The organism is Acidobacteriota bacterium, assembly GCA_016196035.1.
Lineage (GTDB): Bacteria > Acidobacteriota > Blastocatellia > RBC074 > RBC074 > JACPYM01.
The window spans coordinates 38,187-58,638 of sequence record JACPYM010000109.1; the positions used below are offsets into that span (position 1 = coordinate 38,187).

18 protein-coding genes and 1 pseudogene are annotated in these 20,452 nt (G+C 58.5%); 17 read left to right on the forward strand and 2 right to left on the reverse strand.

Annotated features, from left to right (window positions below; all coding sequences use genetic code 11):
• Nucleotides 1-73: 73 nt before the first annotated feature.
• On the reverse strand, nucleotides 74-2,230 hold the full coding sequence (locus tag HY011_30965) for an SMP-30/gluconolactonase/LRE family protein (GenBank protein ID MBI3427371.1): 2,157 nt from the start codon (nucleotides 2,228-2,230) through the stop codon (nucleotides 74-76).
• A 599-nt stretch (nucleotides 2,231-2,829) separates the two neighbouring features.
• Here HY011_30965 and HY011_30970 point away from each other — a divergent pair.
• From HY011_30970 to HY011_31045, 16 genes and pseudogenes are all read left to right on the forward strand, one after another.
• On the forward strand, nucleotides 2,830-4,359 hold the full coding sequence (locus tag HY011_30970; GenBank protein ID MBI3427372.1) for a PLP-dependent aminotransferase family protein: 1,530 nt from the start codon (nucleotides 2,830-2,832) through the stop codon (nucleotides 4,357-4,359).
• 127 nt (nucleotides 4,360-4,486) lie between these two features.
• The gene (locus HY011_30975; GenBank protein ID MBI3427373.1) at nucleotides 4,487-4,957 is read left to right on the forward strand and encodes a DinB family protein; all 471 of its coding nucleotides are present in this window, start codon (nucleotides 4,487-4,489) and stop codon (nucleotides 4,955-4,957) included.
• An 18-nt stretch (nucleotides 4,958-4,975) separates the two neighbouring features.
• A complete protein-coding gene (locus HY011_30980) occupies nucleotides 4,976-5,593 on the forward strand; it encodes a DJ-1/PfpI family protein (protein ID MBI3427374.1) in 618 nt (205 codons plus the stop codon).
• Nucleotides 5,594-5,733: 140 nt separating this feature from the next.
• The gene (locus tag HY011_30985) at nucleotides 5,734-7,137 is read left to right on the forward strand and encodes an aspartate aminotransferase family protein (GenBank protein ID MBI3427375.1); all 1,404 of its coding nucleotides are present in this window, start codon (nucleotides 5,734-5,736) and stop codon (nucleotides 7,135-7,137) included.
• A complete protein-coding gene (locus tag HY011_30990) occupies nucleotides 7,134-7,829 on the forward strand; it encodes an amino acid racemase (protein MBI3427376.1) in 696 nt (231 codons plus the stop codon). Before HY011_30985 ends, HY011_30990 begins: the two co-directional genes overlap by 4 nt.
• Before the next feature lie 47 nt (nucleotides 7,830-7,876).
• Nucleotides 7,877-8,335 carry a nuclear transport factor 2 family protein gene (locus tag HY011_30995; protein ID MBI3427377.1) on the forward strand — a complete coding sequence of 153 codons (459 nt, stop codon included), beginning with the start codon at nucleotides 7,877-7,879 and terminating at the stop codon, nucleotides 8,333-8,335.
• 8 nt (nucleotides 8,336-8,343) lie between these two features.
• Nucleotides 8,344-9,159, forward strand: coding sequence for a PhzF family phenazine biosynthesis protein (locus HY011_31000; GenBank protein MBI3427378.1), 816 nt, complete (start codon nucleotides 8,344-8,346; stop codon nucleotides 9,157-9,159).
• A 281-nt stretch (nucleotides 9,160-9,440) separates the two neighbouring features.
• Entirely contained in the window at nucleotides 9,441-9,929 is a 489-nt protein-coding gene (locus HY011_31005) for a hypothetical protein (protein ID MBI3427379.1), read from the forward strand.
• Nucleotides 9,930-9,988: 59 nt separating this feature from the next.
• Entirely contained in the window at nucleotides 9,989-10,423 is a 435-nt protein-coding gene (locus HY011_31010; protein MBI3427380.1) for a GNAT family N-acetyltransferase, read from the forward strand.
• Between the two features lie 36 nt (nucleotides 10,424-10,459).
• Nucleotides 10,460-10,987, forward strand: coding sequence for a GNAT family N-acetyltransferase (locus HY011_31015; protein ID MBI3427381.1), 528 nt, complete (start codon nucleotides 10,460-10,462; stop codon nucleotides 10,985-10,987).
• Nucleotides 10,988-11,138: 151 nt separating this feature from the next.
• Complete coding sequence (locus HY011_31020; protein MBI3427382.1) at nucleotides 11,139-11,576, forward strand: EamA family transporter; 438 nt, start codon at nucleotides 11,139-11,141, stop codon at nucleotides 11,574-11,576.
• Between the two features lie 25 nt (nucleotides 11,577-11,601).
• Complete coding sequence (locus tag HY011_31025; protein MBI3427383.1) at nucleotides 11,602-12,486, forward strand: EamA family transporter; 885 nt, start codon at nucleotides 11,602-11,604, stop codon at nucleotides 12,484-12,486.
• A gap of 129 nt (nucleotides 12,487-12,615) precedes the next feature.
• A pseudogene (locus HY011_31030) lies at nucleotides 12,616-14,633 on the forward strand (prolyl oligopeptidase family serine peptidase).
• A gap of 91 nt (nucleotides 14,634-14,724) precedes the next feature.
• On the forward strand, nucleotides 14,725-16,035 hold the full coding sequence (locus tag HY011_31035; GenBank protein ID MBI3427384.1) for a formylglycine-generating enzyme family protein: 1,311 nt from the start codon (nucleotides 14,725-14,727) through the stop codon (nucleotides 16,033-16,035).
• 83 nt (nucleotides 16,036-16,118) lie between these two features.
• A complete protein-coding gene (locus tag HY011_31040; protein MBI3427385.1) occupies nucleotides 16,119-16,367 on the forward strand; it encodes a hypothetical protein in 249 nt (82 codons plus the stop codon).
• A gap of 69 nt (nucleotides 16,368-16,436) precedes the next feature.
• Complete coding sequence (locus tag HY011_31045) at nucleotides 16,437-16,718, forward strand: hypothetical protein (protein MBI3427386.1); 282 nt, start codon at nucleotides 16,437-16,439, stop codon at nucleotides 16,716-16,718.
• A gap of 18 nt (nucleotides 16,719-16,736) precedes the next feature.
• On the opposite strand, the gene secA2 is transcribed toward HY011_31045, so the two are convergent.
• Complete coding sequence (gene secA2, locus HY011_31050) at nucleotides 16,737-19,133, reverse strand: accessory Sec system translocase SecA2 (protein ID MBI3427387.1); 2,397 nt, start codon at nucleotides 19,131-19,133, stop codon at nucleotides 16,737-16,739.
• Between the two features lie 368 nt (nucleotides 19,134-19,501).
• Here secA2 and HY011_31055 point away from each other — a divergent pair, with 368 nt between their 5' ends.
• The gene (locus HY011_31055) at nucleotides 19,502-20,362 is read left to right on the forward strand and encodes an SAM-dependent methyltransferase (protein ID MBI3427388.1); all 861 of its coding nucleotides are present in this window, start codon (nucleotides 19,502-19,504) and stop codon (nucleotides 20,360-20,362) included.
• Nucleotides 20,363-20,452: the final 90 nt, after the last annotated feature.

Genomic DNA, 20,452 nt, shown 5'->3' on the forward strand with positions numbered 1-20,452 from the left:
GAATTACGCACACTCTTCAGGTAACTGAAAGTCTGCCAAATTTGATCTGCGTTTTTCAGCGTTTATCTGCGGCTCAATTCCCGCTCAACACCCGCACCGTCATGTCACGCCGTGCCTGATTGCCAAAATAGTCTTCCGCGAAAACACGCACCATGTATGTGCCCGCCGCCAATTGTCCGGTCTCCCAAAACTCTGCGCGTGCCAGGCCGTCGCGCACTACATTGGTAACGATGTAAACAAAGATCGTCTGTCCCGTGTAGCCGGATTGGCTGCCCTCCGCATACGCCAACGCGACACCGTTGGCAGCATCCGGCAAGCGTTCAAAGATCAAGTTGTAATGCGGCTGTGCAAACCCGCGCGCCGCCGTGCCGTCGGCATTGAAGACCTGATAACCCAACCTGTACAGCCCCAACCGCCGCTGGCGCGCATTGCCATCGGCCTGATCGTAAGCTTGCACGAGGATGCGCACGCGGCCTTGCACTGTGAGCGGTTCAGCCGGTGGTGGCGACGCTTTCCGCTTGGCGGCGGCGGTTGCCGGAGCAGGCCAATCAAGCCGCGCGCCCGTTTCGGTCAACAGGCTGACGCGCTCAATCGTTGGCGCAACCGTATCGCTGAGGCCGGGCAGTTGCAGCGCGGCCAGCGCGTTGACCTCGCTGCTGGCAGGCCCGGCAATCAGGTGCACATGATTCAAACGATTGAGCGTGCCCAGCGCCGCGCCTTCATTGATGCGTGTTCCCCGTCGGATGCGCAATCCGGTCAGTTGCCCTTGCACATCGCGGCGAAAGAGAAAGCCCTGATTCTCAATGTCAAAAAACGGCGCATCGTTTTGATCGCGCCCCAGCCGCAAATGAATGTAACCCAGTAACGGCAGCCGCAAACGTTCGCGCGTTGTATTGAAACCTTCGACCGCCAATGGTCGCGTGACGCGTTCGCCGTGCAAGGCATAGACCGTCTCGCCATACGCGCCAGGAATGTCCAACCCGTTGTGAAACCAGGCGTCGCCTTCTGCCGAACGTTCGCCACGTATTTCGCCGAAGGTGCCCGCGATTTCGCGCCGCGCTTCGGGTGGTTGATAGGGCCAACGCGCAGGCACACGCCGCCGCACCTCGGCGGCCTTGACCAACGCTTCTTCCGGTTTCGCCGTGCGGCCCAACGTCACACCCGCTGGGATGAACGCCCGCAAAAAGCCATTGCCGTTATCGGCAACGAACGGCACGTCAGCGCGCGTAAACGCCAAGCCCAGCGGACGATTTAGCCGCGCCTCACGCAATGCGCCATCCACCAAACCAACTGGATAGCCGCCCGCAATCGTGCTGACCGCCGGTTGCTCTCCAAACGTCAACAAGCGCAGCGTCGAGCTAGCCGCATCCGCAATCGCCAGCGCCCCATCGCGCCGCCACGCCAACGCCACCGGTTCGGCAAAGCCCGCATTCAACGGCGCGCCATCACGCATATCCCATTCGCCCGTTCCCGCCAACGTTGTCACCGTGCCATCCAGCGTCACGCGGCGAATGCGATGATTGCCCGTATCGGCCACGATGAGCGCTCCGTCACGTGCCACGACCAATCCGCACGGCGTATCGAACAAAGCGCCAAGCCCTGCGCCATCGCGATAGCCGGGTTCATTGCCACCCGCCAACGTGCGCATTTGGCCTGCGGCATCAATCACGCAAATGCGGTCGTTGTAGGTATCCGCCACAAAGATCATCCCGGCAGGCGCAACCGCAACACCAATGGGGCCATTGAGCCGCGCGGCATTGGCTGGGCCTTCGCCGCGCCCGCTCACATTTGGCTGGCCCGCGATGGTCGTGACGCTGCCATCGGCAACGTTGACACGCACAATCGTCTGCGCCCCCGTGTTGGCGACGATCAACGAACCATCGGGCGCGACCGCCAGCGCCGAAGGCATATCCAGCTTTTCCGTGACCAGCGCCAGGCGTCCGTCGCTTCCCACCCGATAAATGCGCCCGCCCAAACCATCGGTCACATACACTTCGTCGTCATCGCCCACCGCCACGCCAAACGGATCGGCCAACGCATTGGCCGTCAGTTGCGGCCCCGCGCCCGCGACGGTGACGGCATTGACCAACAGCCTGATCGGACGCACGCGCAGCCACCATTGCCAAGCCAGCCAGCCAGCGGCGCAGGTCAACAGCGTCAGCCCAGCGATTGCCAGCCATTGTTTTGGTGAAAGGTCTTGTGTGAAGGCGTGTGCTTTGGAGGAGTTCATCGGGAGCCAGTTTAGCGGCCAGCTACAAACGAGGCAAAATTATCGAGACGTAGGGCGTCGGTCGCCCCACCCTGGGTACGCGGCGCTTCCAGCGTGCAGGCGTGGCCCGGAACGGGCTGATGCCAGGGGAAAACCCTCCGGTATGATCGCGTCCTTGTCATTACCCACATTTTTTGATTTGGCTCGAAGCCAGAATTTTCGAGGTTTCTTTGAGAAAAGTGGCGCCTCTCTTGGCTCCGTAGGAGCCGGATATTTATAGCTCGGGCGGTTCGTTGTTTCCCAAGCTCCAGAGGAGCGACATTTGACAGATGTCGCTCCGCTGGAGCTTGGGGGTGATTTTGGCCTGAATGCTATAAACACCCCGCCCCGCTGGGGCGAAGAGCAGGAGCCGTCCCTGAAATCAAAGACCAGGAAACTGGAAAAATGTGGGTAATGACAAGGATCGCGTCTTCTGCCACGTCTGCACGCTGGAAGCGCTGCGTACCCAGGGGCACCCAAATTGGCTGGCTGAAATTGGCCCGCAATTGGCTGTTTACGTTCTCAACTTGTTGACTAAAATGGCACGCACTACTGGGCCAATTGTAGAAAGGATGCGAACGATGATTTTCGAACTCGACCGGCAGAGCCATACGCCGCTGTATACGCAGATCGCGGCGCAGATGCGCCAGATGATACGGCACGGCGCGCTCAACATTGGCGACCGCTTGCCGCCCAACCGCGAACTGGCGCAAACGCTCGGCGTCAATCGCAGCACTGTGGCGACGGCTTATGACGAATTGCTGGCGGACGGTTTGATTGCCGCGCGCGTGGGCAGCGGGACATACGTGGCGGCTGTCCCCATCACGTCCTTGCGCGCGCAGCCGGAAACCGTTGCGCCAGCGCCACCACGCCTGGCCCCGCTTAATTGGGAAGCCGTCTTGCCGGAACTCAAGGTGAACGAATTTCTGGCGAGCCGCGAAGCGTTGCGCCGCAAAGACAGCCTGGTCTTCACCCACGCGCTGCCCGCCGCCGAATTGTTCCCGCTGGACGAATTCCGCCGCTCGGTCGAACGTGTGTTGCGCCGCGACGGGCGCGCGCTGTTGCAATACGGCGCGAGCGGCGGCTACGAAGCTTTGCAGCAATATCTGCAACAGCAAATGGCGCTGGTGGGCATCCGCGCGGAACCGGATGAAATGTTGCTGACCAGCGGTTGTCAGCAGGCGCTGGATTTGTTGCGGCAAACGCTGTTGCAACCGGGCGATGAGGTCATCGTCGAGAATCCGACCTATCCCGGCGCGCTCAGCCTGTTTTGCCAGCCGCAGTACAAGTGCATTGGTGTGCCGGTTGACGCGCAAGGGCTGAACCTCAACGCGCTGGAAGAAGTCTTGCAACGGCGCAGGCCGAAGCTGATTTATGTGGTGCCGACCTTTCACAACCCGACCGGTGTAACGATGGATTTGGCGGCGCGGCGGCGTTTGCTGGAACTGGCGGCGCAATACCGCGTGCCGCTTGTCGAAGATGAAATTTACCGCGACCTGCGGTACGAGGGCGCGGCGCTGCCCTCGTTAAAGGCGCTCGATCAATACGGCGTAGTGATTTATCTCAACAGTTTCTCGAAAGTCTCGTTCCCAGGCTTGCGTGTGGGTTGGGTCGTCGCGCCCCGGCTGTTGATCGAGCATTTGCAGTCCCTGCGACAACGCACCGATATGCACGGCAACCTTTTGTCCCAAGCGGCGCTGGCTGATTTCGCGCGACAGGGGTTATTGAACAAACACTTGCAACGGTGCCGCCGCAATTATGTGCAACGGCGCGATGCATTGCTGACGTCTTTGGGCAAACACCTGCCAACCGATTCCACCTGGACGCAACCAGAAGGCGGGCTGGCCGTATGGGTGCGCCTGCCCGAAGGCGTCAATGCCGAAATGCTGCTGGCCCAGGCGCAATTGCAAAACATCTATTTCACACCGGGCACACGCTTTTATGCGTGTGGCGCGCGCACCAACACGCTGCGGCTGTCCTTCACAATGGTGACGGCGGCTCAAATCGAAGAAGGCGTTAAACGTTTAGGCAAGCTGATTGAAGTCCAGTTAAAAACTATGTCACCGGCACACACGACTAAAAGTTTAATGGCGCGCAAGGCGCTGGTGTGAAGCAGCGTTGTACAGCAGGCTGCCAGCCTGCTGTTGCCTAGCGCATACAGCAACATCACATCCATTACGTCACTCATCACGCAACAGCAGGCTGGCAGCCTGCTGTACGATACAAACAGGTAACACTATGAGCGATCTATCCAACACCGTTGCAACTGGCTTTAGCGCTTCGTTTCAGGAGTTTGCCAAGCGCGTTCACACACTGGCCGAGCCATTGAGTGAAGAACAGTTTTGGCGCAAGCCGTATCCGTATGGCAACAGCTTCGGACATCTGGTGCTGCATCTGACCGGCAATTTGAGCTACTACATCGGCGCGCAAATCGCGGGCACCGGTTATGTGCGCGACCGTGACCGCGAATTCACCGACAGCCAGCCGCTGTCGAAGGCCGAAGCCCTGCGCCGCTTTGACGAGACCATTGACATGGTCGTGCGCACGTTGGCCGCGCAAACCGCTGCATCGTGGTCACAGGCATACGAAGCCGTCGGCGCGGCGATGTGCCCAAATCGGTTCAGCATTGTTGCGCGCTGTTCGGCGCACCTGTTTCATCACATCGGGCAGATGATTTATCTGACAAAAGAATTCGCCAAAGAGAGCTAACAAGGAAGAGACAGGCTTATGAAAATCGCGCTGGTGATCTTCGATCAATTCACCGACCTGGATTTGTTTTTGATGTGGGACTTATTCAACCGCGTGCGGCTGCCCGCTTGGCAGGTCAGCATCGTGGGCGAGCGGCCAGAGCACATTTCCACCACCGGCATGACCGTGCAAACGCACGAACGGATTGAAGCCGCCAATACGGCGGACGTGGTCTTGTTCGTCAGCGGTCAAGGCACGCGCGCCAAGATGAACGACTCGGAATGGTGCGCGCGCTTTCAGCTTGATCCGCAGCGGCAGATGATCGGTTCCATCTGTTCGGGTTCATTGTTGCTGGCCGCGCTGGGCTTGCTGGCCGGTCAAACGGCGACGACCTATCCGACTTCCAAACAAGCGTTGGAACGCTTTGGCGTGACGGTCGAAGAAAAGCCGTTTGTGCAACACGGCAACGTCGCCACGGCGGGCGGCTGCCTGGCCGCGCAATATCTCGTCGGTTGGGTGATCGAAGCGAAGGCCAGCCGCGCATGGAAAGAGTTGGTCTTGAAATCCATTCAGCCGGTCGGTGAGGGCTTGCGCTTTGCCGACGCGGAACAACTAGGCAAGCTGTACGCCCCGGTCTCAAGGTCCAATGCCGCCTAAAGTTCAGAGTTCACGCTTCAGCGTGTCTGTCACGCTTCAGACACGCTGAAGCGTGAACTCTGAACAACGCCTTCGATTCTTAATGTAAAGCCAATGACGCAAAGGGTGAGATCAGAAGCATCAGGGAACAAGAGTCAACGATGGACTATCAAGATTTGCTGAAACGGACGACGGAACTTGCGCTCGATTATCTGGCGACGTTGCCGGAACGCCCCGTCGGACGCCCCGTCAGTTATGCCGAACTGTTGGAAGCACTGGGCGGCGCATTGCCCGCTGAGGGCGCAGATGCGCGCGCGGTGATTGAACAGTTCGCGGCGGCGGCGACTCCGGGGTTGGTTGCGACGCCCGGGCCGCGTTATTTCGGCTTCGTCATTGGCGGAGCACATCCCGCCAGCCTGGCGGCGGAGTGGCTTGCGGCGGCGTGGGATCAGAATGCGTTCTCGTATGTGCTTTCACCTGCGGCAGCGGTTGTCGAAGAGGTCGTGCGCACTTGGCTGGTTGACTTGTTCGGCTTGTCGCCTGAAATGAGCCTGGGTTTTACCACCGGCGGCACGATGGCGAATTTCACCGCATTGGCGGCGGCGCGGCACGCGCTGTTGCGTGACGCAGGCTGGCATGTCGAAGAGCAAGGATTGTTTGGCGCGCCGAGCATCACCGTCGTGACCAGCGCTGAATCGCACGTCTCGATCTTTGCCGCCTTACAGATGCTCGGGCTGGGCCGCGAACGTGTGTCGCGGGTGGTGACGGATGAACAAGGACGGATGCGTCCGGCGGAACTCGCGGCAGTGCTGGCGCAAGTCACGACGCCTGTTTTGGTTTGCGCGCAGGCCGGCAACGTCAACCCGGGCGCGTTTGATCCGTTGCCCGAAATCGTCCCGCTGGTGCGCGCGCGTAAAGGCTGGCTGCACGTGGATGGCGCGTTCGGGTTGTGGGCGGCAGCCGCGCCGGGCCTGCGTCATCTGACCGAAGGGATCGAATTGGCTGACTCGCTCAGCGTGGATTGCCACAAGTGGTTGAATGTCCCTTACGATTCCGGGCTGGTGTTTGTCCGCGACCGCGCGGCGCATCACGAAGCGATGACCCTGAGCGCGCCTTATTACGCCCTGAGCACAGAGGTCGCGCGTGACAATCACAATTTCGTGCCGGAGGCTTCGCGGCGCGCGCGCGGCTTTGCGATTTATGCAGCGTTGCGGGCGCTGGGCCGGAATGGCGTGGCCGAATTGGTTGACCGCTGCTGCCGTTTGGCGCGCCGCATGGCCGAGCGCCTGGCGCAAGACTCAAGCGTGCAAATCCTCAACGATGTCGTGCTCAACCAAGTGCTGGTGCGTTTCTTGCCAAACGCGGGCGGCGATGCCGATGCCTTTACCGCAGCGGTAATTCAACGCATTCAGGCAGACGGAACCTGCTGGGCGGGCGGCACCACCTGGCATGGCCTGCACGCCATGCGGATCGCCGTCTCGAATTGGTCAACGACGGAAAACGATATTGATCGTTCCGCCGAAGCGATGCTCAAGTGTGTGAGGGCAGCGGGAGGAATCGCATGAAAACGGTCGGCATCATCGGCGGCATCGCGCCGGAATCCACCATCGCGTATTACCGCGCGATCATTGCTGCCTATCGCGCACAGCAACCGGACGGCAATTATCCCGCGCTGCTGCTCAACAGCATCAATCTGAAAAACCTGTTGGAGTTGGTGGGCGCGAATCAACGCGCGGAGTTAGTCGCCTATCTGGTGGACGAGTTGCACAAGCTGGCGCGCGCGGGCGCTGATTTCGCCGTGCTGGCGTCCAATACGCCGCATTTGGTCTTTGACGAATTACAGCGCGTTTCCCCGCTGCCCTTGCTCAGCATTGTGGAGGCGACGCGTGACGTGGCGCAGCGGCTGGGCTTGCAACGCGTGGGTTTGTTCGGCACGCGCTTCACCATGCAAGGCGGCTTTTACCAAGAGATTTTTGGCCGCGCGGGAATTGACATCGTCTTGCCTGATGCCGCTGAGCAAGCCTACATCCACGAAAAATATCTGGGCGAATTGGCCCAGGCAGTGCTCTTGCCGGAAACGCGCGCGGGGTTGTTGGCGATTGCGGACAGGCTACGCGCACAGCAAGGCATCGAAGCATTGATTCTGGGCGGGACGGAATTGCCTTTGATCTTGACTGAGGCGGCGCATGAAGGGCTGCCGTTTTTAGATACGACCAACATCCATGTGGCGCGCATCGTCGCGCAGATGTTGTCATAACGCAGCGAACGAGAGTTCGGAATCTAAATTCGATAAGGAGAATCGGTATGCAAAAGAGCATTCAACATTGCCTGCTGGGCTTCGCTTTCCTGCTGGCGCTCACCGCCGTCGAAACGCGCGCCCAAACCACCGCTGACCGCGAGGCGATCAAGCAAACGGCGCTCGATTACATCGAAGGCTACTATGACGGGAATGCCGAGCGCATGGAGCGCAGCCTGCATCCCGATTTGGCCAAGCGCATTGTCCGCGCCGATCCAAGCAGCGGCAAAAACCGGCTTGAGAACATGACTGCCGCACGGCTGGTGCAGGTCACGCAGATGCGCAAGGACAAGCCCACCCCAAAGGAGAAGCAGCAAAAGGATGTGACCATCCTCGACCTGTACGAGAACTCTGCCAGCGTCAAAATTGTCGCGGCGGACTGGATTGATTATCTGCACGTCTCAAAATTCGATGGGCGCTGGGTGATCGTCAATGTCCTGTGGGAAATGAAACCCGTTAAAAAGTGAGGAACCAAGTGGAAAGACCGATTTATATTGTGGACGCTTTTACGAGCGAAGCGTTCAAAGGCAATCCGGCGGCGGTGTGTCCGCTCGACACCGCGCAACCGGTGGAATGGATGCAGCAAGTCGCCGCTGAGATGAACTTGTCAGAGACGGCCTTTCTCGTCCCGCGTGAAGCTGGCGACGGCTTCGAGCTGCGCTGGTTCACGCCCGCCATCGAAGTGCCGTTGTGCGGGCACGCCACGCTCGCCAGCGCGCATACGCTGTGGGAAACGGGCCGTCTGGCGGCAAATGCCGAAGCGCGCTTTCACACGCTGAGCGGCTGGTTGAGCGCCCGCCAAACGGCGCAAGGCATCGAGATGGATTTCCCGGCGATGCGGCTGGAAGAAATCGCCGCGCCGCCCGGCGTGGCGGAAGCGTTGCGCGCGACGCCGCACAGCGTTTGGCTGGTACGCGACCAACGCGATTTAGAAAAGAACTACCTGGTCGAACTGGGCGGCGAAGCCGAAGTCCGTGCCCTGCAACCCGATTTCAACTTGATGCGCCAACAGGTGAGCAAAGGCTTGATCGTCACCGCCCAAGCCGAAATGCCGGGCGTAGATTTCGTCTCGCGCTATTTCGCCACCTGGGCCGGCATTGACGAAGACCCCGTGACCGGTTCGGCGCATTGCGCGCTGACGCCGTATTGGGTGAACAAGCTGCGCCGCCATGAACTGTTGGGCTATCAGGCTTCGGCGCGCGGCGGTTACGTGCGCGTCAACCTGGCTGGCGACCGTGTCGTGTTGGGCGGACAGGCTGTCACAGTGGTGCGCGGCAGCCTGTTGAGTTGAGTTGTGGAGCGAATTGCCCGTTTGCAGCAGAAGGCTTATTTCTAAAGAGTTTTACGGTCGGCAATCGGTAGGAATTAGATCGGTTTTCACATCGGTGTATGGGAAAAGTCGCGCAGCGGGACAGTACCGCGCGCGTGAGCAAGCGGCGCGTCAAGCTTACGCCATTGGCTGAGTCGCCCAGGCGCCGCTTGCTTACGCGCGCGGTACTGTCCCGGCACAACGCGCTCCCGTAAACGCAATTGCAAACCGCTCTAAATGAAAGCCAAACAAGAAACCGCAAAATGAATCTTGATCATCTTAAAAAATTGCACGACACCGTTGGACTTCTTCGGCAACGGGATGATGTGTTAGGAGTGATTCGAGGATTGAAAGAAAGCCTCAACCAGGCTCAGGAGGCCTTCGTTTGGTCATCGCTAAACTTAACCTCGCTACGAGGCGTGTTACCCGAACACATCAAATCAGGCTGGATCTTTGTACTAAAACCGGATGTCGGCTCAGGGTGTCATTATCATCCGAATAGCGTCCAACACATGGTGATGCTCGAAGGAATGGGGAAATCGAAGGTGGCAGGAGTTACGAAAAGGATGATTCCGTTTGGGTCGCCGGATTTTTCACTGGATGAGAGTTGGCATGTAATAGGCGCGGGCTTGCCACACGAATTCTTCCCGGAAGAAAGCGCGATGGTTGTCATCTCATTTCATACCTGTGAAGCGCATGAGTTGGAAGAAGTTGATTGCCAATCAGCCAAGCGCCGTTTATACGAGGGATAACCGACCCTTGGCTCTCAGTACTCGCCTGGACGATACCCGCATTCTTACGCACAAGCACCATGCAAAACGAATGGCAACGTGGCGCATACACCGTCAGCACTGATGCTGCGCGCTTGGATGTAAATCTGATCTACGACTTTCTCAGCACACACGCGTATTGGGCCAAAGGGCGCACGCGCGCGGCGGTCGAGCGTTGCATCGCGCATTCGCTCGCGTTCGGCCTTTACCGGCAAGCGCAACAAATCGGCTTTGCCCGCGTCGTTACCGATTACGCAACCTTCGCCTATCTGGCCGATGTCTTCGTGCTGGAAGCAGAACGCGGGCGTGGCCTGGGCAAATGGCTGCTCGCCACCATCGTCGCACACCCGGAATTGCAAGGCTTGCGTCGTTGGTTGCTGGCGACACGCGACGCGCACGGACTCTATCAACAAGCCGGTTTTACGCCGCTCGCGCAACCCGACCGCTGGATGGAACGCTTCCACGAGCCCGTCTAGCCGACCTAAAACGCCTGTGTTATCCTCTCGCGCCGTATGAACGAACCCAACGAATTGCTCATCAGACCAGCGGTCGCTGCGGATGTGGAAACGCTGCTCGCCGTGGCCACGCGCACTTTTTATGACGCATTTGCGGCCACCAATACGCCCGCAAATATGCAGGCGTATATGTCCACTGCCTTCACCCTCGAACAATTCCAGCAAGAGTTGGCCGATCCTGACAGCACTTTTCTGCTCGCCGAACTGGCGGGCAGCGTAGTCGGTTACGCTAAGCTGATTCATAGCGCCGTGCCGGAATGCGTCACCGAACCCAGTGCAATTGAATTGTCACGCATCTACATTGATCAAACCGTCTTGGGCGCGGGCATTGGCCCGGCGTTGTTGCAATATTGTTTTGCCTTGGCGCGCCAGGCCGGTCATCGCGCCATGTTTCTGGGCGTGTGGGAGCACAATCCGCGCGCGCAAGCGTTTTATCGCAAGTGGGGTTTCGAGCGCGTCGGCGAACACCTCTTTCAAATGGGCGACGACCCGCAAACCGATTGGTGGATGATGCGTTTGCTATAGCAATCGGCGACGAACTAACCACGGGGACACAGGGCGCACAGGAGAGCCTTTGAAATCGCTGGTATGGGCGCACGTCTATCTGCTATTCCCATTCGGATTGCCCAGGGTTCCCCGTGTCCCCGTGGTTGATCCCTCCTTCCGAGAATGACTTATGAAAAGCGTCTTCCCGCTCTTGCTCGCGATTACCGGCGGTGTGCTCTATCACCTCGGCCAGAAGTCGGTGCCGCGCAGCGTCAGCCCGTTCGCCGCAATTTTGCTGGCGTATGCGGTTGGCAGTCTGTGTTGCGTGCTGGCGTTGGTGACTTTGCCGCAAGAGCGCCCCTTGCTGGCATCGTTGCTGGCATCGTTGCGCGCGGCGAATGGGGCAGTCGCCTTGATCGGGATTGGCGCGGTCGTCATCGAAATCGGTTTTCTCTTGGCCTATCGTGCCGGTTGGAACATCAGCACTGCCTCGGTATTGACGAATATCTCAGTCGCCTTGATCCTGTTACCCATCGGGGTGTTGCTGTTCAAAGAGCAACTTTCCTGGCGCAATGCAGTCGGCGTCGTGTGCTGTTTGTTGGGGCTGTATCTGTTGTCGCAAAAATAATCCGCTCGCTGCTGAGACTTCGGCTATGAATCAGGCTTACCTCGTCTGGCTCTTGCTGGGCGCAATCTGGGGCTCGACGTGGTTGTTCATCAAGATCGGCCTGCACGACCTGCCGCCGTTCACCTATGCCGGCTTGCGCTTTTTGATCGCCGGCTCATTGCTCTGGGGCATCGCTTTGCTGAAACGCCGCGCGTTGCCCAAACGCAGCGATTGGGCGATGTTGGTGTTCACCGGCACGCTCACCTTTGCGGTGAATTACGGTTTGGTCTTTTGGGGTGAGACGCGCATCTCGTCAGGCTTGGCGGCAGTGTTGCAAGCCATGATTCCAGCCTTTGCGATGTTCTTTGCCCACTGGTTATTGCCGGGCGAGCCGATTACGCCGCGCAAACTCGGCGGCGTCGCGCTGGGGCTGGCGGGCACGGCGTTGATCTTTTATAACCAACTCAGCTTCACGGGCGGCGCGGCGCTGGCCGGCAGCCTGGCGCTATTTTGCAGCACGCTCACAGCATCCTTTTCAGGCGTGCTGGTCAAAAAACACTTTCAACATCTCGCGCCCGAAGTGCTGGCCGCTTCGCAAACCAGTTGCGGCATCGTGCCCTTATTGGCGGCAGGCTGGTTGCTCGAAGGCAATCCGCTCAATATCCAATGGACGCGCGCGGCCCTTGGCTCGCTGTTGTATCTATCGTTGATTGGTTCGGCGCTCGCCTTTTTGTTGTTTTACTGGTTGGTGCAGCAAATGGAAATCACCAAGGTCTTATTGATTTCCCTCGTCACGCCCGTGCTGGCATTGCTGTTGGGCTGGGCGACCTTACACGAAGAATTGTCGTGGCGCGTCCTCTTGGGCAGCGCCGCGATCATCGCCGGTGTCGCGCTCATTTTGGTGCAGCGCAAAACAGTACGGAGAGCGTGAGCGACCTGATCCTCGGCCATTGTGTCATTGGCTGCCAGCAAGCTTTACGCCAAGGCTCAGGTCGCTCACGCTCTCCGTACTGTTTTATCCCGCTATCCCCCTCGTTGTTTATCGCTTTCAAATGGAGAAATCCTTATGCGCATCCGTCTCGCTCTCTTTTTATGCCTGCTTGGCCTGTCAGCCTTTGCCGTCACCGCCCAACAAAACAACACCGAGCAAGTCCGCCCCATCCCACCGCCCGGCATCGCCGTGCCCGCCGCTGACCGCGTTGAATTGGAAACATCCATCGCCGCCTTGGGCCAAGAGATTGAAGCACTGCGTGTTGAACTGAAAAGCAAACCCGCGCTATTGGAACTGCTGCCCGACGTACAGATTTATCACAACGCGGCACGTTACGCGCTGACGTACAACGAATTCTACAAACCCGAAGAGATCAAACTCGCCAAGACGCAATTGCAACAAGGCATGGCGCGCGCCCAAGCCTTGCGCGCGGGCAAACCCGAATGGACGACGCAAACGGGCTTGGTCGTGCGCGGTTACGTTTCAGACATTGACGGCAGCGTGCAGCCTTACGGCTTGGTCATCCCCGCGTCTTATCAACCACCGACGCCGCATCAGTTCCGACTGGACGCCTGGTTTCACGGACGCGGCGAGAATCTGACCGAACTCAACTTCATTGCCGACCGGCAAAAGAATGTAGGCCAATTCGCTCCGCCCAACGCCTTCGTGTTGCATCTTTACGGGCGCTATTGCAACGCCAACAAATTCGCGGGTGAGATAGATTTATTCGAAGCGTTGGCTGCCGTCCGCCAGCATTACCCGATTGACGAAAACCGCATCAGCGTGCGCGGCTTTTCGATGGGCGGCGCGGCGACCTGGCATATCGGCGCGCATTACGCCGGACTCTGGGCCGCCGTCGCGCCCGGCGCAGGTTTCGCCGAGACGCCGAATATGCGAAAGCAAATCCCGCCGACTGGCCGTGGTATTAGCAAAAGCTTTGGCATTGGTACAACGCGACTGATTACGCGCTGAACCTGTACAACACGGCAACGGTGGCCTACAGCGGCGAGATTGATAAACAGAAGCAAGCCGCCGACGTGATGGCGCGCGAACTCAAACGCGAAGGTCTCGAACTCACGCATCTGATCGGCCCACAAACCGAACACAAATATCACCCCGACACCAAGCTCGAACTCGACCGCCGCATTGACAGCATCGTCGCGCGTGGCCGCGACCCGCTGCCGCGCACGATCAAATTCACCACGTGGACGCTGCGTTACAACCAAATGCGCTGGGTGACGGTGGATGCCCTTGCTCAACATTGGGAACAAGCCCGCGTCGAAGCCGAAATCAAAGACGCCACCACCGTGCAGGTCAAAACGCAAAACGTCACTGCCCTAACGCTGACAATGCCGCCCGGCCTCTGCCCGCTCGACCTCGCCCGCAAACCCACTGTTGTGCTGGACGAACAACGGCTCGAAGCCGCGCCAGTTATGTCCGACCATTCATGGACAGCGCATTTCAGCAAACGCAACGGCAAGTGGCTGCCAATTGATAAGCCGGAAGAAGGACTGGCCAAACGCCACGGCTTGCAAGGCCCGATAGACGACGCCTTTCTGAGCAGCTTCGTGATGGTACGCCCGACCGGCAAACCCCAGCACGAACGCATCGGCGCATGGGCGCACAACGAATTGCAGCACGCGCTCACCCAATGGCGCGGCATGTTTCGCGGCGAAGCGCGCATCAAAGACGACACCACCATCACCGACACCGACATTGCCCACAGCAACCTGATCCTCTGGGGCGATCCCGCCAACAACAAACTGCTCGCCCGCATTCTCGACAAACTGCCCATCCGCTGGGACGCGCAAACCCTCAAAATCGGCGACCAAAGCTTCCCCGCCAATCAACACGCGCCAATCTTGATCTATCCCAATCCGCTCAACCCACAACGTTACGTCGTGCTCAACAGCGGCTTCACCTTCCGCGAAGCCGACTACCTGACCAACGCCCGCCAAGTCCCACGCTTGCCCGATTGGGCGGTGGTGGATGTCAGCGTCCCACCCGACCCACGTTTGCCAGGACGGGTTGCGGCGGCGAACTTTTTTGGGGAGCGGTGGGAATGGTTGCCTGTGCAAGCACGTTAGCCGGAAGGCGTAAACCGGGAATAAGGGCATCCGCAGATTGCGCTAAAAGTGCCGAGCCGGTTGCCCGTGGCGGCTGTTGGCCCTTGCTGAAATGAAGACGTTCGCACATTATTTCGGCTCACAGCCACCAGCCATTCACGGTGGCGAACTCTCAAAACCTTGGTGCCCAGGAGAAACCGAAATGACCAGCAAAAAGCGCTTGATCCTCATCGGTCTGTTGTTGAGCGCGTGCCTGATAGCCGTGACAACCGTGATCGCGCAACAACGCCGCAAACCTCGCCCTGCAACCCCGCCATCATCGCCTCCTCCTGCTCAGAGCAAGCCGCAAGATAAGCACTCCGTCGGAGACAAAATTTGTATTGATGTTTGGGGTGACGAGGGTGAGTTTTGCGGCATCATTGAGGAAATTACACCTGAAAGATATAAAGTGCAGATAACGACTGTATATGCAGGTCGTTGCCCCATCTTTCTTTTTCCCAGAAATGAATGCGAAATATTGGGAGCAACTTCTTGTTCCGGCGATAGACGGATTCGTCTTCGGGGATACAAGCAACAAGGTGAGGCCGGTGTCGGTGACTATGTATGGATTCCGAAATACTGTGATGGGTATGGTGCAAAACTCAAAGAGCAGAGAAGAATTGAAGAAGAAAGAAATAGGCTTGAAGCAGAGAGGGCTAGTAGGCTAGAAGCAGAGAGAAGAAGGGCTGAAGAAGAAACAAGAAGGACTGAGGAAGCTAAACTTGAAGCTGAGAAAGTAAGGATTGCGGACTCATTTGCTGCATCGCTAAAAAATTCTACCAACTCTATCGGTATTGAATTTGTTTTGATTGTGCCTGGTGCTGGCAGTAGCAATAACTTAATTCAAAAGCCTGCTAAACCGTTTTATATGGGTAAGCATGAAATAACTCAGAAGCAATGGCGTGAGGTTATGGGCAATAACCCGGCCCATTTCATTGGTGACGATTTACCTGTTGATTCTGTATCATTTAATGAGGCCAAAGAGTTTTGCAAGCAGTTGTCACAGATGACTGGACATGAATACCGGCTGCCCACAGAAAACGAGTGGGAGTATGCTGCTGGAACAACCGGTGCAACCGCTGGCGATCTAAACGCTGTGGCTTGGCATGACGGCAACTCTAGCGGCAAAACACATCCGGTCGGGCAGAAGCGACCGAATGCGTTCGGACTTTTCGATATGTACGGTAATGTGTGGGAATGGTGTGAGGATTCCAGATATAGCTCCAGCACTTGCAGCACTTGCAAACCCGACCGGGTGCAGTGTGGAGGTTCTTGGTACGTCAGTTCAGGGAGCTTTAATTCCACCCTATGCCGCGGTAACAGACCTGACGATCACAACTTTTATAGCGGCTTTCGAGTGGTTGTTTCTGCGAGGATTCAGTAGCCCTTGTCCTTTTGCCAACTTGCCTCGTACACTTTCGCCAGTGTCCGAAGTAAGGAGGAAAGACGATTCTCATCACAATTGATTTGCCTGACGAAGTTTCCCAACGGCTGGAAAGACAGGCGCGGGCGCCGGGGACGACTACGGCTGAAACTGTCGCCCGCTTGATTGAAGAGATTGAGGCCCCACATTTAACTGATGTCGTTCGGCAAATGCGGGTGGAAGGACTCTTTGCCAAACCGCCCGCCATCGTGCCGCCCTTACCGGCTGATTTCCAACCGATTCAAGTGCAAGGCCAGCCGCTGTCGGAAGTCATCATTGAGGAACGCCGCTAATGGGCGTACTTCGACGCTCTGCGGTTCGGCGCTTAACGCAGGGATTTTCCTCACGAGGAGAGATTGAATATGTTGACCACTATCGAAGCTGAAATTGATGTGAATGGAACCGCCACCTTGCTGGAACCGCTCCGGCTAAAGAAAAAAAGCCGGGCGATCGTCACGTTGCTTGAGAGTAACGATGTTGCGCCAAAGCCGCTCAACGAAGAGGAAAACCGCTTGGCTGAAGAACGCTTCGCCCGCTGGATTGGCGCGGCAAACAGCGGCAATCCCAACTCAGCCGACAACGAACAGATTGATGCTGACCTTGCGCGTGAGTACGGGGCGACGCACGAAAACAACGAGAAATGAGTTATTGCTGGCTATCAATCACTCCTTGCCCTTCTTCAACCGCCGCCACAACCACCACGCCGCTAATAACGGCCACGTCAGCGCCACGCCGCCCATCCCTAAAGAACCGTACAGCATCTGCTGCAATTCAGTCATGGCGCGGTCATTGATCAGATACGTCCACGTTGCAGAGGGGCCGCGCAAGCCCGCGTCGTCCAAGTTGATGCCGTCTGGCGTAATCTCGACTGTCACAAACGTCTCGACGATGCGGGTTTCGATCTGTTCGCGCAGTTGGCGGAAGGCGTCGGTGATGTGGTTGCGAAACTCGACCAGCGGGTCTTGGCGTCCGAGGCCGACGAGGTGAACCCATTCACGCAGGTCGTTGACCAGGGCCAGATGTACGGCCCAGGCTTGATCGAGGTGGTACAGGGTGATCTGGCGTTCGGCTTCTTGTAAGGTCGCGGGGCTGACGCGGGTAAGCAGTTCGGCGTAACGTTCGGGCAGATGCGCGGCGCAAAGCTGCAATTCAGCCGTGCCGGTCAGGATGTTCATGCGCCAGTCTTGCAGGGTGCGGCGTTGCGCTTCGACGAGGTGGGAGTAATGCCAGAGGGTTTTGCGAATCTCGAAGTTTTGCCCTTCGACGATGCGTTGGACGCGTTCGACTTCGGCGCGGATGGCTGGGTGTTCGAGCGGTGCGGCCTGGGGCGCAGGCATGAATTTCGGCGGGATCAGCCGCTCAATGCCGAAGCGCACGAGTAAGGTGTCTTCCAGGCTGACGAAAAACCGCGAGGTGCCGGGGTCGCCTTGGCGTCCGGCGCGTCCGCGCAATTGATCGTCAATGCGGCGGCTCTCGTTGCGGTTGGTGCCGATGACGTAAAGGCCACCGGCGGCGACGACGCGGGCGCGGTCTTCTTCGTGCGGGCCGCCCAGGCGGATGTCGGTGCCGCGTCCGGCCATGTTGGTCGAGATGGTGACTGCGCTGGCGGCCCCGGCGCGGGCGATGATGGCGGCTTCGGCTTCGTCGTTTTTGGCGTTGAGCACTTGGCAAGGGGTGGCGGCGGCGGCCAGGCGCGCGGCAAGCAGTTCGGATTCCTTTACGCTTTGAGTGCCGACCAGCACGGGGCGACCGGTTTGATGGGCGTGTCGGATTTCAGCAAACAGCGCCTGATATTTCGCTTCTTTGTGCGTGAAGATCAGATCGGGCTGATCAATGCGCTGGCAAGGGCGATTGGGTGGAATCGGGACGACTTTTAGTTTGTAGAACATTTCCAACTCTTCGGCGGCAGGTTGCGCGGTGGCGGTCATGCCGCTGAGTTTGGGGTAGCGCGCGAGGAAATGTTGCAGCGTGATCGAACCGTAAAGCCGTCCGCCGGGTTGTATCGGCAAACCTTCTTTGGCTTCGAGCGCCGCTTGTAAGCCGTCGGGCCAGCGGCGATTGGCGACAACACGCCCGGTGAATTCGTCCACCAGTTCGAGGCGCTGGTCGCGCACGATGTAATCAATGTCGCGCCGCACCAGCACAAACGCGTGCAAGGCTTGTTGAATTTCGGTCAACAACAATCCATTGTCGGCGCTGTGCAGATTGCCGCATTGCAAGGCGGCTTCGAGCCGTTCAACGCCGCGCTCGGTCAGCGAGACGTTGCGTTTGTTTTCATCCGTTTCCCAATCTTGATCGGCCTGCAATGCGCGCACGGCCTCGGCGATACGATACGGGCTGGTTTCCGAAGCCGGACTCTCGCCCGCAATGACCAGCGGCACGCGCGCTTCGTCAATCAGCAGCGAATCGGCTTCGTCCACGATGGCGTAATGAAACGGGCGGTGTGCAATTTCTTCCGGCGTGCGGCAGAGATACATACGCAAAAAGTCGAAGCCCGCTTCATTGGCCGTGGCGTAAGTCACATCCGCCGCATACGCCGCGCGCCGTTCAGCATTGCTCATGCCCGCTTGAATGGCGGCGACGCGCAGGCCGAAGAATTCATAGACCGGCCCCATCCACGCCGCATCGCGCCGCGCCAAATAATCGTTGAAGGTCAACACGTGCACGCCGCGTCCGCCTAGCGCCTGTAAACAGGCGGGCAAGACCGCCGCCAGCGTTTTGCCTTCGCCGGTTTGCAATTCGACGAGTTTGCCGCGCTGCAAGGCGAGGGCGGCGAGCACTTGTACGTCAAAGGGGCGCATGTTCAGTAAGCGCTGTGCGACTTCACGAGCCAGGGCGAAGGTCTCGATTAGCAATTCGTCAAGCGTTGTGCCTTGTTGGGCGCGTGCTTTCAACGCGGCAGCCTGTGTGCGCAGCTTGTCGTCAGTGGCGTTGGCGAGGCTTGCGCCGTGTTGGTTGATGGCGGCGAGGAGTGGTTGATACAACGCCAAGTCGTCTTCGATAGCGCCGCCACCACGCCAGCGGCGTAAGCGATTGGCCCAGGTTGTTTTGGTGCTCATTGTGATGCTGTTGATGAAACCACGAAGCAACGAAGAAAACGAAGCGAGAGTGCAGCGTTCCGCAAACTTCTTGCGGAACGCTTCGTGCGCTTCGAGGCTGCGTGGTCAGGGTGATGTTCAAGCTGCCAGCAGTCTTCCCGAAACAGGAGTCAGGCATCAGGCATCGGGAGTCAGTGTATGATGCCGGGCGCAGCACCGCGAACGTTGCAAACCAGCAATGATACGCAGCCTGCTTCAATCAGGTTGCGCAGGCAAGTGGTAGAGGCGCGGACGATCAACTTGTTTGGGCGCGGCCAGCATCCATCGCGCTGATTTGCGGCGTAGTCGTAAGCGCAAAATACAACCGCAACTAAGAACAGGAAACGCTGATGAGACAGGATTACAGCCGCACCGCCGAAGGCATGGCCGTGCTGCGCGCCTTGGAACAGCATCAACCGGCGGCACGACGCATACTCAACGATCCCTACGCCAAAGAGTTCATCTTCAATCCGGCCTTTCGCTTCTTGGCCTTGGTGCCCTGGCACGCGCGCGGCGTCTCGTTCGCGCTGCAATTTTGGGCGCCCGGCGGGCAGGAGTTCCTGACGATTCGCGCGCGTCTGGTGGATGAATTGGCCGTTGAACAGGTGGCGCAAGGCATCAACCAAATTGTCTTGCTGGGCGCGGGTTTTGACACGCTGGCGTGGCGGCAGCGCGAGGCATTGCGCCAGGTGACAATTTATGAAGTTGACCATCCGGCCACGCAACGCGCCAAACGCCGCGTCAGCGAACGCATCGGCCAGCCCGGCAATTTGCGTTTTGTGGCGGTGGATTTTGAGCGCGATGATTTTGTCGCCAAGCTGCGCGAAGCCGGCTTCGACGCCACGCGCCCTGCGTTCATCATCTGGGTCGGCGTTTCGTATTACCTGACCGCAAAAGCTGTCGCTGACACGTTGCAGCGCATCGCGACGATCAGTCAGCCGGGGACGAAACTGGTCTGGGATTACATGCTGGCCGAAGTGGTGGACGGCACTTCGCACAACCTGGAAGCGCTCGACAAAGCGCGGCGCGCAGCCCGCCTGGGTGAACCCTGGCTGTTCGGCCTCGAGCCTGCCAAGTTCGGAGAGTACGTGGCGCAATTTGGTTTGAAGCTGCTGCACGATTACGAATCGGCGGAATTGCGCGCGCGGTATTGTCCGCAACGCCAAATGCCGATGAATTATGTGCGGATTGCGGTATGTGAATCAGCCTAGCCCAAAACTGCCATAGTATTTTTTTTGCGTTGAAACTTGCCTTGAGTAGATTTTGGCTTGATGCTATAAACTCTCAGCCAGCAGCAATTA